We start from the raw sequence: 12,271 nt of genomic DNA on the forward strand, positions 1-12,271 counted from the left end.
CGATTAAGTTACCGCTTAGTAATGTTCTTGGTTTGGTAATGACCCCTCGCAGGCCCGAGGAGCCCTGAAATGCAACTCGCCGCGATCATCGTGTCGCTGGTTCTGATCGTGGTCGGTGTGGCGCTGTTCGCCCGTGCCGTCCTCCAGATCTACACCTTCATGCGACTCGGCCAGAACGTGCCCGCGGGCACCCGCACCGACGAGCCCGTCCAGCGCACCGTCACCGTGGCCAAGGAGTTCCTCGGCCACACCCGGATGAACCGCTGGGGCGTCGTCGGGGTCGCGCACTGGTTCGTGGCGGTGGGCTTCTTCTCGCTGCTGCTGACGATCGTCAACGCCGTCGGCCAGCTGTTCCAGGCCGACTGGCTGCTGCCGGTCATCGGCGAATGGGCGCCGTACAACGTCTTCGTCGAGTTCATCGGCACCATGACGGTCCTCGGCATCCTCGCCCTGATCGTCATCCGCCAGCTCAGCAAGCCGAACAGGCCGGGCCGCAAGTCCCGCTTCGCCGGCTCCAACTTCGGCCAGGCGTACTTCGTCGAGGCCGTCATCCTCGTCGTCGGCGTCTGCATCTTCATGCTGCACGCGCTCGAAGGCGCCCAGCACCACGTCGACGCCTACGAGGCCTCCTTCTTCATCTCGTACCCCGTGGTCTCGGGCCTGCGCCACCTGGACGTCTCCACCCTCCAGAACCTCACCTACTTCTTCGCCGGCCTGAAGATCGCGACCTCCTTCATCTGGATGATCACGGTCGCCCTGAAGACCGACATGGGCGTCGCCTGGCACCGCTTCCTCGCCTTCCCGAACATCTGGTTCAAGCGCAACGCCACCGGTGAGACGTCCCTGGGCGCGCTGCTGCCGATGACCTCGGGCGGCAAGCCGATCGACTTCACCGACCCGGGCGACGACGACGTCTTCGGCGTCTCCCAGATCGAGCAGTTCTCCTGGAAGGGCCTGCTCGACTTCTCCACCTGCACCGAGTGCGGTCGCTGCCAGTCGCAGTGCCCCGCCTGGAACACCGGCAAGCCGCTCTCCCCCAAGCTCCTGATCATGTCCCTGCGCGACCACGCGCACGCCAAGGCGCCCTACCTGCTCGCGGGCGGCGGCAAGTCCATGGAGGGCGAGGAGAAGGCCACCGAGGAGCAGCTGGCCGGCGTACCGGCGGCGGCCCTGGCGGAGGCGGAACGCCCGCTCATCGGCACCCTCGAAGACAACGGCGTCATCGACCCGGACGTCCTGTGGTCCTGCACCACCTGCGGCGCCTGCGTCGAGCAGTGCCCCGTCGACATCGAGCACGTCGACCACATCGTCGACATGCGCCGCTACCAGGTGATGATCGAGAGCGCGTTCCCGTCCGAGGCCGGGACGATGCTCAAGAACCTGGAGAAGAAGGGCAACCCCTGGGGGCTGGCCAAGAAGCAGCGCCTGGAGTGGCTCAAGGAGGTCGAGTTCGAGGTCCCGGTCGTCGGCCAGGACATCGAGGACCTCACCGAGGTCGAGTACCTCTACTGGGTGGGCTGCGCGGGCTCCCTCGAAGACCGCGCCAAGAAAACGACCAAGGCCTTCGCCGAACTCCTCCACATCGCGGGCGTCAAGTTCGCGATCATGGGCGGCGACGAGAAGTGCACCGGCGACTCCGCCCGCCGCCTCGGCAACGAGCCCCTGTTCCAGGAGCTCGGCATGGAGAACGTCATGGCACTGAACATGGCGTTCGGCGAGGAACTGGACGACGACGGCAAGGTCGTCCCCGAGTCCGCGAAGCCGAAGTCGGCGAAGAAGATCGTCGCGACCTGCCCGCACTGCCTCAACACCATCGGCAACGAGTACCCGCAGCTCGGCGGCGACTACGAGGTCATCCACCACACCCAGCTGCTCCAACACCTCGTGGACGAGGGCAAGTTGGTTCCGGTGACGCCGGTCGAGGGCATCATCACCTACCACGACCCGTGCTACCTGGGCCGGCACAACAAGATCTACACGCCCCCGCGCGAGATCATCGCCAGCGTCCCCGGCCTGCGCAACGAGGAGATGCACCGCCACAAGGAACGCGGCTTCTGCTGCGGCGCGGGCGGCGCCCGCATGTGGATGGAAGAGCGCATCGGCAAGCGCATCAACAACGAGCGCGTCGACGAGGCACTCTCGCTGAACCCCGACATCGTCTCCACGGCCTGCCCCTTCTGCCTCGTCATGCTGACCGACTCGGTCAACGGCAAGAAGAACGACGGCAAGGCCAAGGAGTCCATCCAGGTGGTCGACGTGGCCCAGCTCCTCCTCGACTCGGTCAGGACACCGACCGACGACGAGCCCCCGGCGGGCACCGCGGAACCGGAGAACACCCCGGAGCCCGAGCCGGTGAAGTAACCACCACCCCTTCCGCCACGACGACGCCCCGCACCCTCCTCGAAGGGTGCGGGGCGTCGTCGTGGCGTCAGCCGTCCCCGATGGTCCCCACGGACGTGCGGGCGTGCACGAGGAGGACGAGGCCGGACGTCGCAGGGCCTCGGGCCCGGCCGTGAAGGTGCACACGGCGGCGGCACGCTCCCGACGACATGACGAACACGACAAGCACGACGAGCACGACGAGCACGAAGGCGAGCAGCGCGTCCCGGCCGTCCGCCCCGCCCGAGAAGGCACTCCAGCGGCCCCCGACGAGCGTCCTCAGATCCTTGCGCTCGTGCACGTACCCGCCCGGCTCCGGCGCCGACGGAGCCCACAGGACCTCGACCTCGCTACCGGCGCGGGGCTCGTCGTAGGTCTACGCCCCCTTCACGGCCAGCCGCCCCGGACCGCCGGGCACGGCGACCACCAGCCGTGCCGTGCGGCCCCGTACGACGTCCTCGCTCAGGTCCTCCCGAACCGCGCCAGGCCGCTCCACGACGGTCGCGGCACTCACCCGGGCGCCGGCGTCCCGCAGGGCGTCGACCCGGTCGTCACCGCCGCCGGTGCCCAGCAGCCCGACGAACAGCGCGGCGGAGGCGAAGCCGACGAGAAGCCACACGGCGCAGGTAGGGGCCCTGATCCACCCCCGCGAGTCGAAGTCGATCCCGAGAACGTCGCCCAACGGCGGGAAACGACCGCCGACTTCGGCCCCCGGCCGCCCATGGACCGTCGAACTCCCCGCAGGATCAGGCTTGTTGAGGGAAACACCCCCGGCGGCCCCCTCGACCCGCCGCGTCCCCCACAACGCCCCCGCCCTGACCACGGCACACCCCGCGGCGACGGCTCCCCACGCCGACGGCCCGTTCCACGGCCGCGGTACGCCCTCGACGCCCAGCAGTCACGCACAGGCGACCGCGACGGCCACCCATCCCACCAGACCGCACAGCCGCACGGTCCACACCGGCGCGGCACGCACGAACCCCACCCTCCCTGTCCCCGGCCATGGTGTAGCGCGCTACACCATGCATTCGGGAGAACGGTCCCTCGTGACGGCGAGCGCGCGACGGAATCGTAGAGACCAGAGAGATCAGCCCCTCGGATCCACTCCCCCTCCCCTCCTCTTCTCCTCCTCTCCCGTCGAAGGAAACCCCGTGAACTCGCTGCTCGCCGCCGTGAAGTCGTTCGTCTCCAACCTGCTGCTGTGGTCGTTCTTCGCCGGCGGCCTCGCCGCGAGCACGGCCTCCGGGGCGGTGCTCGACGGTACGGCGAAGACCGCGGCCACCTTCACCGGCATCGCCGTCTCGTTGGTGACGGGCTCCCGTATCGCGAAGAAGCCGAAGATCAAGGCGTTCCTGTCGAAGACGTCGACCCTGTGGTTCCTGTTCCTGTTCAACGGCGGTGTGGCCGTGGCCAGTTACTTCGCCATGGACGGCGCCAAGGGCATCGCGACCGCCGCCGGAATGGGCCTGGTCGCGCTGGGCGCGGCGGGCGGCCTGATCGGGAACCGCCGTGCCAGGCCGACCGCCAAGACCCCCGCCGTGAACGAGCCCTGGGCCTGACCGCTCGATCAGCTCGATCAGCTCGATCAACCGCCCCGCGCCACACCCCATCGACCGAAGGGCACACCCCATGACCACGAACCGCAGCCGCCACCGTCGTCGTACGACCACGCTGACCCTGACCGTCACGGCCCTGGCCCTGACCACCGGACTTCTCACGGCCTGCGACCCCACGGACACGTCCGACGCCTCCGACTCCCTCAGCTGCCTGAAGAGCTGGAGCACGATCACCGACAGCCTCAAGTCCATCCACGACACCGGTGTGGCCGCGGCCGAGGATCCGTCCGACCGGTCCAAGAGCGACAAGGCCATCGAGACACTCGAAAAGAACGTGTCCAAGATCGGCTCCGGCTCGGACGACAGCAAGGTCGACAAGGCCGTCGACGACCTGGACAAGGCGATCTCCGACTACAACAAGTCGATCCTGAACGGCGACACACACCCCGACTCCAGCAAGATCGACGCGGCGGCGGACAAGCTCAAGGACGTCTGCACGTCGTGACGCCGACGGACCGACCGTCCGGCGCCCGGCCCGAAAAGCGTGTCACTTTCACCCGAAGTGACACGCTTTTCGGTGTCCCCACCCCACCCCCGGACACCCGCCGCCGTCCCTTAGGGGATGTCACAGCTCGGCAGCAAAGCCCCGCCCGAAACCCCCGGTCCGACCCGTGACTCTGCGGAACCAGGTACGTTCGATGACGTGGCTGGATTCAGGATCGGACGCGGCGGCCGGGACGGCCGGGCCCCGCAAGCGCGCCCTCAACAACCTCCGTACGGGCAGCAGGCGCCCCCGGCACCGCAGGGAGCACCGCAGAGACAGCCGTACGGCTACCCCCCTGCACCGCAGCAGCAGCCGCAGTACGGAAACCCCGCGGGCGGCGGCCGGCAGTGGTCCCAGAGCAACGGCGGCTACGGCGGCTACGGCGACGAGCCGGAGTACTTCGGTGACGGCGGCGGATACGGCCAGGGTCACCCGGGCACCCCCGACCCGTACGCGGCGAACAACCCGGGCAGCACCCAGGCGTTCGCCGTAGGTGAGGACCCGTACACCCAGGGCGGTACGTACCGCGCGGGCTCGGCCCAGGCCCCCACCGGCCCGGTGGGCCCCCGCCTGCACTGGAAGGACCTGCTGCGCGGCATCGTCCTCGCACCCCAGCAGACGTTCCTCCAGATGCGGGACTACACGATGTGGGCCCCCGCCCTGATCGTGACGTTCCTCTACGGCCTGCTCGCGGTCTTCGGCTTCGACGGCGCCCGCACGGATGCCATAAACGCCACGCTGGCGAACGCGGTCCCGATCGTCCTGGTGACGGCCGTGGCCCTGGTGCTGTCGTCCTTCGTCCTGGGCGTGGTCACCCACACCCTGGCCCGCCAGCTGGGCGGCGACGGCGCCTGGCAGCCCACGGTCGGCCTGTCCATGCTGATCATGTCGATCACGGACGCTCCCCGCCTGGTCTTCGCCATGTTCTTCGGCGGCGACGCGACCTTCGTCCAGGCCCTCGGCTGGGCCACCTGGGTAGCGGCCGGCGCCCTCCTCACCATGATGGTGAGCCGCTCCCACGACCTCCCCTGGCCCAAGGCCCTGGGCGCCTCGGCGATCCAGCTGATCGCCCTGCTGTCGATCGTGAAACTGGGCACGTTCTAGAGACCGTCACCGGAGACTCCTGCGCCGGGAAAGCGCAGGAGTCCTCGCTCAGGCGTCGAGAACCTGACCGGAGCGGCGCACCACCGGGGGTTCGTCGGGCAGGGATCGTTGACCTCATGAGGGTCGTGACGCACGGTGGATCACCGCAGGTCAGCAGCGATGCGTTCAGCTCTCCGCACAACGAGAAGGCCCGGCACGAGGCCGGGCCGTCCGTCGGACTTCAGATGGATCTCAGATCGAGGTCAGCGCCATACAGGTTCGATCAGGCTCGGATCGAACTTCCGCTTCCCCCGACCGGCGGGATGGATCAGCACGGCAGACAGGCTGTGCAGGATCAACGCCTGCTGACGCTCGATCGGGAGAGACCTGAAGTCCTCCCCGATGTCGGCACTCAGGGACTCAGCCTGTTGCCGCGTCTTGCTCGCGTGTCCGTGTCGAGGGTGACGGCCGTGGAGTTGTTGCCCAGGCCCGGACCGTGCTGCTGGTCGAGACGAACGGCAAGTCTGCCCTGGACACCGCGATATCCGCGGCACTCACGCCGTGGCGTAAGCCACGGGCCGTGTACGGTCCGGTCTAACGCCACGTCCAAGACTGGCTGATCCAGTTGTTACCAAGGAGCTTCTGGCCGTCTCCGTCGTTAGCCACGTCCCCTTGGGCCGACATGGAGATCATGTAGGCGCGCCCCCGCCGACCTTCCATCCAGGGGCCGCTGCAGCCCTGCACATAGGAGGACTGATTCATGCGACTGGCGTATCGGTTTTGGAATTGGCAACGCCCGTACCTCGTTGCCGCCGAGCCTTCCTTCCACCCGCCGTCGATGATCACATTCTTGAACGTGAGACTCGGTTCTTTCAGCGCACGCCCAGCTGGGCAGGAAATTCCGCCGGACGGTGGAAGCCCGACACTCAAAGAGCAGTCGACCGGCCAATCGACCCGGAACTGCCACCGACCGCGCACCATCCAGGATCCGTTGGGCTGGGGCGCCGTCCATTCCAGGCAGACGCGCTCAGCCACCCTGGCCCACTGCGTCCGCGTCTGCCAGACCTTGCTGTTCGTGTAGTCGGAACACGACACGTGCGTCGCAGGTTCAGCAGCCGAAGCCGAAACGCCAGAGACAAAAGAACCCAGCAGGCCCAGCGAGGCCGCTACGGCCAGCTTTCGGATAGAGTTTCGACTTCTTTTCGACATTTCTCCCCCATTGCGGTTTCGCCTGCGCCCGTTTTGAGTGCGGCGGCAGAATTTGAACGCCTCCATGGTGCAGCACGCATTCGCTCCAGAAAACGATTTTTGTCGAAAATCCCCGGTCGGCGGCAGAGAATACGTCGATCAACGGGGCGCACGGGAGAGCGCAGAAGTAGCGCGCACAGCCCGTCCAGGCGCCCCGAGCCAACCTCTCCCCAGCGTTGCGTTTTCGCGAGTGAGGCGTATCCGCGTGTTCGTGTTGAGGTCGGCGAGCGTGGAGTCATCTCACAGTCCGGGGCGGTGCTGCTGGTCGAGACGGTGCGCAAGTCCGGCCTGGACACTGCGATATCGGTTGCACTGACGTCATGGTGCAAACCGCGGACGGTGCTCGATGCGGGCAAGACCTGCTGGATTTGACTCCGGCCGTCGCACTCGGCGGGGACTGTCTGGCGCGCGTTGGCATACTCAGGGCCGAGCCCGACATGTTCGGGCCAGTGGCCTCCGATCCGACGACCTCCCGTCTCGTCGATGTCCTCGTCGCAGCTGGCCCGGAGGCCCTCGCATCGACCCGATCGGCACGCCCGCCAGCCCGACTGACTTCCGTCGGCGGGCGTCCGTGCCACAGTCGAATGAGATGCAGGAATCAGTCACGGTCAAGTACACGCCCGCTCCTCGACCGGCAAAGAGCCGCAGCTCAATATTAGATCACCACCCGGCCTTTCGCCGAAATCGGTGATTGCCAATCGCCCCCTGATAGGGCGCGGATGGGATGCTGTCGATGCCACACGATCCGTCTTACTGCTGCAACTGAGGTGGTGCCTCACTTGATGTCGAGCCATCCATTGCGGACCGAGGCATAACGACTTCCAGGAATCGTGGTCGCGAGCTTTCCTGAAGTTCCTCAACCTCGCGCACAAATTCGTCAAATTTGGAACTGCGCTCCACCGAAGAAGAGCGTGCCACCGCAAGTCGGTATCTGCGACACGCACGAGACAGATCAACCGCCATCAAATGGTTTTCCAATCCCAGGCGATTGTCTTGTCTAATTTGCTGAACGCCTTGAGCAATTCCAGCCAAGGCAGCCAAAGCAGCAGCTGACCAACTTGGAAGCGACGCAGCGATCACCACCGGCACCGATGCAGTTGCTGTGAGACTTACTGTGCCAAGAACCTGGGCTGTCCGTAGCCGAATTTTGGCAAGGTGGTTGTACCTTCGGCTGCGGGCTTCAATGTATTCCAGAAATTCCTTCTCATGCGCTCGCAGGCTGCGCGGTGCAGGCTTCAAGTCCTCAGCATCATAGTCTCCCTCCTCTTCCTCCTCAATAAGAAGAGTGCGAGCTAGCGCCGAGAAAATTCCCAGAAAGATTAGAGGCTGAAATACCGCCGCCAAGAACCGATCAGTGGCCGTCCGCATAGTCCAAGGTTGACACAACTCTGAAGCTGAGGCACGAAGTTCACCAAGATCACAAAAACGTACTTACGGAAGGACTGCATGATGTGTTGCCGCTCAGCGGGCAAGACCATTCCACACATGCTTGATCTGCCACCCACCACCGTGGCTGACTATCGTCGGGTGAGACGGAGCACTCCTCTCCCCCTACTCCACTCATGAAGAGGGCGTGAAGCTGACGGACTGGTCAAAGGGAAACGGGGAGCCAGCAGCTGTTGGGGTCCAACTCCCACCGAGGGCAGCCCTGATGGCTTGGGCGACGTCCGACGGCAGTGCAGCCGGTCTCCAGACCAATCCAGTTGCTCAGATTCGGCTGGTTAGTGGTGACCACAAGCGTTATCCCTGGAGTATCAGCATGACCGTGAACGTGCTCGGCGACCAAGCCAAGCCCTGGAAGTACGGTGGCCGGCCCCGCAGCTGCCAGCGTTAGGGCGTGCCGTCGGCGACGATCCGTCGTGATCCCTTGCGGACCAGTCCATGATTGCCCCCTCCAGCAGCGGGCTGTTGGCGAGCTCGGTATCCGCCGCCCGTCTCAGTTTCCTTCTCATTCAGCGCTGTTCACGGCTGTTCAGACGAGACCGCAGGCGGCGGACAGTCAGTCACCCGACTGCGCACGAACGCAGGCGAGCACCCCTGCACGAGGCCCACCACCCCACCCCCACAGTTGGAAAGCGTGTCGGTCCAACACTCGGAGATGAGCGAAGGACGTAAAGCAAGTGTCGACGCAGGCCCAATGGTTGAGGATGCCACCAACGCCAACATCCTGGTGGCATTCCCCAAGACGCGCCTGGACGAGGACGCCGACCAAGCCCGGCTCTGTGACGGGGCCGAGTCTCTGCGAGGGGCACCGTGCCCAACTGCGGGTCCATCGTGGCCTGCGTGGGGTGCTGCCATCCCGACCACCATCGCCCCAGGCAGAGCCGAGCAGAAGCGGCCCATGGCGTCCATGCCGTTCGCACAGCGGCGCGCTCCACCTAGACGCCATGAACCACGCCCGCTCCACGGTGCGTGGGCCGACGGCAGACGGGATGGGAGCCGAGGAAGGTGGTGGGTTGAGCACCGAGCAACCGGTCCATGCCGCTACTTGTTGAGGTACACCGCCGCAATGGTGGCGCAAGCACCCAATACTGCGCCTACAACAGCGCCAGCCACACCACTCCAGACGGAATTGCTGGAGTCAAATCGCCTCCTTCTTATCTCATGGCGCCGGAGAGGAATAATCTCTACGGCTCCGCGCGCTTTCCATGACCTAGGCTGGATAAACAGGAACCAAATCATGGTCGCCGTCAGAATTCCAGAGGCCCAATAGCCGGTCGCTCGCGAATCGGGGGAGGTCAGGAACAGGCTGCATCCCACTATCATTGCCCACTGTACAGAGAGAAGCGTCATGAACAATGACGGATAGACGATCTTCGTCGACAGCGGCTTTGCGTTTACATAGTTAGCGACATCCTCGACCAGGTCGATTAGATTTCGCTCATCCGAGTCGCAGACAACGTTCGCGCCATCCCTGTTGAGGGTGACAGTGAATGATTTGGTTGGGATATTCAGTACAACAGATGCCAGGTCCTCATCATCGGCGTCTGCGAGATCCGGTATCCCATCCGCATCGTATCTGCCCACTTCGACAAGGACGGGTTCGCCGGTCTTGGTAGCGAGGAGCCTTTGCAAGTCCTGCAAGTCGTCTAGGTTGAGCTTGACCGGTCCAAGCCGAGCCACCTGCACTCGGCGTCTCGGTCTTCTGGCCAGTACAAGCCCCATGAATCCTCCCCCTGCCGTACCTCACACGGCGGCGTAGCAAGAAACCACCAGGTCAGAGCGCTTCTTTGTTGCGCTTAGCCGCCTCTCCCGACCTATGTACTGGAGGCAACACACTCCACGGGAAGTTGATCCAGTCGTCGGTGCGCTTCCACACGTACTCGCACTTCACCAGTGACTGCGACTTCTCGTAGACGACCGCGCTGCGTACCTCGGCGACGGTGTCCAGGCAGAAGTCGCGGACCAGTTTGAGCGTCTTGCCCGTGTCGGCGACGTCGTCGGTGATCAGGACCTTCTTGGAGGACAAGTCGATGACGTTCGGGACGGGGGCCAGCATCACGGGCATGTCGAGAGTGGTACCGACGCCGGTGTAGAACTCCACGTTGACGAGGTGGATGTTCTTGCAGTCGAGGGCGTAGGCCAGGCCGCCGGCGACGAAGACCCCGCCGCGGGCGATGCTGAGGATGATGTCGGGCTCGTAGCCGTCGTCGGCGATGGTCTGCGCGAGCTCGCGGACGGCGACGCCGAACGTCTCGTAGGTCAGGTTCTCCCGTACGGCGTCCATGCTCACACCTGCGTCCGGTGGAAGTTGAGGAAGGAACGGGAGGCGGTCGGGCCGCGCTGGCCCTGGTAGCGGGAGCCGTAGCGCTCGCTGCCGTAGGGGAACTCGGCCGGAGAGGTGAGCCGGAACAGGCACAACTGCCCGATCTTCATGCCCGGCCAGAGCTTGATGGGGAGCGTCGCGAGGTTCGACAGTTCCAGCGTCACGTGCCCGGAGAAGCCCGGGTCGATGAACCCGGCGGTGGAGTGCGTGACCAGCCCGAGCCGGCCGAGGGAGGACTTGCCCTCCAGGCGGGAGGCGAGGTCGTCGGGGAGCGTGATGACCTCGTACGTCGAGGCGAGCACGAACTCGCCGGGGTGCAGGATGAACGGCTCGTCGCCCTCCGGTTCCACCAGCCGCGTCAGGTCCGCCTGCTCGATGGAGGGGTCGATGTGGGGGTAGCGGTGGTTCTCGAACACCCGGAAGAAGCGGTCGAGGCGCACGTCGACACTGGACGGCTGCACCATGGATTCGTCGTAGGGATCGATCCGTACCCGCCCGGCGTCGATCTCGGCCCGGATGTCCTTGTCTGAGAGAAGCACGCCCCGAGGATACGCAAGACGCGCGGACCGACCACAATCGGACGGACCCGCGCGCCAGCGACTGCCTACGGTGTCGCCACCACCGCTTCCCTGTTACCGCTTCGCTGTTACTGCTTCTCCGCCACTGCTTCTCCAAGGGGCACCAGCACCACACTGCGGAGCCGGGCACACCGTGGACACCGCACGAGCCGGCCGGGGCCGAGCCGCTCCGCCTGCTGCATCGGGAACGAAGCGGTACTGAACACGTGCCCATCGGCACAACGGACGACGGTGCGCTCCATCAAGTCCATGAGTCCCTTCCCCAAGAGCCGCGTCCGGCTGCTGCTCGCCGGACGCCAAATGCCACATTACGGGATGAAAGGAACGACTCTCCAGGCGGCACTCCGTCCCACCCGGACCCTCTTCCACGCCTCCACCGTACGCCCCAACTCCGGCCCCCCGCAGCCCCGTCCACCCTCCGAAACACGACCGAACCCCACGGTCCCGGCACCGCAACCCGGCCATGAGGTAGAGTGAACGAGCACTTCGACACCGGCTCAACCGGCGTCTTTCGCGGGTGTAGTTTAGTGGTAGAACATCAGCTTCCCAAGCTGAGAGTGCGAGTTCGATTCTCGTCACCCGCTCTTTTTGAATCCCCAGGTCAGCGGCCTGGGGATTATGTTTTGCCCGGGCTCTGTCGACAGTTCCCAGCCCTCTGGCGCTCGAAGATTGGGCACGCGAAGGGCACGAACGCCGGGCGACAGCCGCACACGAAACCCGCCCGATGTCGACACCAGGCATTGACCTGCGACTTCGCCCCTCGCGGCGTAACCTCCCGCGCCGGCAAGACCTCAGCCTGCTCGTCCCCGAGAAGGTCTGATCGTCGATGCGTGCGCTGCGGAGGCGCTACTTGCCGAAGTCCCTTTCAGCCACTGGGGCTTCGAGATGGAGCGCTCCCACCACACCAGCAGGTCGTCGGACGGGACCCGGAAAGCCTTGCGCCACCTCATAGAGCGGACGGCGCGGACGTCACGCCGGTCGAGGGTGAGGGCCGGCTCGCCTGTACAAGCTGCTCCCCGTACCGGCCACTCCCCACCTCAATGGTCATGTGCAGGCAAAATGCTAAGATCCGGCCACTTGCCTGGGGGGTTGTCGGAACGTCATCTGTTCCGCGGGT

11 protein-coding genes, 1 tRNA gene and 2 pseudogenes are annotated in these 12,271 nt (G+C 65.5%); 7 read left to right on the forward strand and 7 right to left on the reverse strand.

The annotated features are described in order from the left end of the window. Window positions 1–69 precede the first annotated feature (69 nt). A complete protein-coding gene (locus ACIQPR_RS10735) occupies window positions 70–2,361 on the forward strand; it encodes a (Fe-S)-binding protein (protein WP_403645133.1) in 2,292 nt (763 codons plus the stop codon). Window positions 2,362–2,428: 67 nt separating this feature from the next. On the opposite strand, the gene ACIQPR_RS10740 is transcribed toward ACIQPR_RS10735, so the two are convergent. Both ACIQPR_RS10740 and ACIQPR_RS10745 read right to left on the reverse strand, forming a co-directional pair. After that, on the reverse strand, window positions 2,429–2,680 hold the full coding sequence (locus tag ACIQPR_RS10740) for a hypothetical protein (protein WP_403645136.1): 252 nt from the start codon (window positions 2,678–2,680) through the stop codon (window positions 2,429–2,431). A 75-nt stretch (window positions 2,681–2,755) separates the two neighbouring features. After that, window positions 2,756–3,061, reverse strand: a complete 306-nt coding sequence (locus tag ACIQPR_RS10745; protein ID WP_403645138.1) for a hypothetical protein — start codon at window positions 3,059–3,061, stop codon at window positions 2,756–2,758. A gap of 469 nt (window positions 3,062–3,530) precedes the next feature. On the opposite strand from ACIQPR_RS10745, the gene ACIQPR_RS10750 reads away from it, so the two are divergent. The 5 genes and pseudogenes from ACIQPR_RS10750 to ACIQPR_RS10770 form a co-directional block, all read left to right on the forward strand. Then, window positions 3,531–3,938, forward strand: a complete 408-nt coding sequence (locus ACIQPR_RS10750) for a hypothetical protein (RefSeq protein ID WP_403645141.1) — start codon at window positions 3,531–3,533, stop codon at window positions 3,936–3,938. 70 nt (window positions 3,939–4,008) lie between these two features. Continuing rightward, window positions 4,009–4,440 carry a hypothetical protein gene (locus ACIQPR_RS10755; protein ID WP_403645144.1) on the forward strand — a complete coding sequence of 144 codons (432 nt, stop codon included), beginning with the start codon at window positions 4,009–4,011 and terminating at the stop codon, window positions 4,438–4,440. 117 nt (window positions 4,441–4,557) lie between these two features. After that, entirely contained in the window at window positions 4,558–5,583 is a 1,026-nt protein-coding gene (locus tag ACIQPR_RS10760) for a Yip1 family protein (protein ID WP_403645147.1), read from the forward strand. A gap of 415 nt (window positions 5,584–5,998) precedes the next feature. Next, window positions 5,999–6,154, forward strand: a pseudogene (locus ACIQPR_RS10765) (IS1380 family transposase); the annotation flags it as partial. Window positions 6,155–7,047: 893 nt separating this feature from the next. Further along, window positions 7,048–7,358: pseudogene (locus tag ACIQPR_RS10770) on the forward strand (transposase); the annotation flags it as partial. A 202-nt stretch (window positions 7,359–7,560) separates the two neighbouring features. On the opposite strand, the gene ACIQPR_RS10775 reads toward ACIQPR_RS10770, so the two are convergent. The 5 genes from ACIQPR_RS10775 to ACIQPR_RS10795 form a co-directional block, all read right to left on the reverse strand. Then, window positions 7,561–8,178, reverse strand: coding sequence for a hypothetical protein (locus ACIQPR_RS10775; protein ID WP_403645149.1), 618 nt, complete (start codon window positions 8,176–8,178; stop codon window positions 7,561–7,563). A gap of 1,116 nt (window positions 8,179–9,294) precedes the next feature. Then, complete coding sequence (locus tag ACIQPR_RS10780; protein ID WP_403645151.1) at window positions 9,295–9,975, reverse strand: hypothetical protein; 681 nt, start codon at window positions 9,973–9,975, stop codon at window positions 9,295–9,297. Window positions 9,976–10,027: 52 nt separating this feature from the next. Further along, complete coding sequence (locus ACIQPR_RS10785; protein WP_403645154.1) at window positions 10,028–10,537, reverse strand: phosphoribosyltransferase; 510 nt, start codon at window positions 10,535–10,537, stop codon at window positions 10,028–10,030. A 2-nt stretch (window positions 10,538–10,539) separates the two neighbouring features. Further along, window positions 10,540–11,115, reverse strand: coding sequence for a dCTP deaminase (dcd, locus tag ACIQPR_RS10790; RefSeq protein WP_403645157.1), 576 nt, complete (start codon window positions 11,113–11,115; stop codon window positions 10,540–10,542). A gap of 107 nt (window positions 11,116–11,222) precedes the next feature. After that, entirely contained in the window at window positions 11,223–11,405 is a 183-nt protein-coding gene (locus tag ACIQPR_RS10795) for a hypothetical protein (RefSeq protein ID WP_403645160.1), read from the reverse strand. A gap of 262 nt (window positions 11,406–11,667) precedes the next feature. Here ACIQPR_RS10795 and ACIQPR_RS10800 point away from each other — a divergent pair. Continuing rightward, a tRNA-Gly gene (locus ACIQPR_RS10800) sits at window positions 11,668–11,738 on the forward strand. Window positions 11,739–12,271: the final 533 nt, after the last annotated feature.

The sequence above is a fragment of the Streptomyces sp. NPDC091280 genome (assembly GCF_044768565.1).
In the GTDB taxonomy this organism is placed as follows: domain Bacteria; phylum Actinomycetota; class Actinomycetes; order Streptomycetales; family Streptomycetaceae; genus Streptomyces.

Excerpts from the sequence above, each read along its gene's own strand:
- ACIQPR_RS10785 (WP_403645154.1), bottom strand. The coding sequence starts at position 10,537 with ATGGACGCCGTACGGGAGAACCTGACCTACGAGACGTTCGGCGTCGCC.
- ACIQPR_RS10795 (WP_403645160.1), bottom strand. The coding sequence starts at position 11,405 with ATGGACTTGATGGAGCGCACCGTCGTCCGTTGTGCCGATGGGCACGTG.
- ACIQPR_RS10780 (WP_403645151.1), bottom strand. The coding sequence starts at position 9,975 with ATGGGGCTTGTACTGGCCAGAAGACCGAGACGCCGAGTGCAGGTGGCT.
- ACIQPR_RS10735 (WP_403645133.1), top strand. The coding sequence starts at position 70 with ATGCAACTCGCCGCGATCATCGTGTCGCTGGTTCTGATCGTGGTCGGT.
- ACIQPR_RS10760 (WP_403645147.1), top strand. The coding sequence starts at position 4,558 with ATGTCACAGCTCGGCAGCAAAGCCCCGCCCGAAACCCCCGGTCCGACC.
- ACIQPR_RS10755 (WP_403645144.1), top strand. The coding sequence starts at position 4,009 with ATGACCACGAACCGCAGCCGCCACCGTCGTCGTACGACCACGCTGACC.
- ACIQPR_RS10775 (WP_403645149.1), bottom strand. The coding sequence starts at position 8,178 with ATGCGGACGGCCACTGATCGGTTCTTGGCGGCGGTATTTCAGCCTCTA.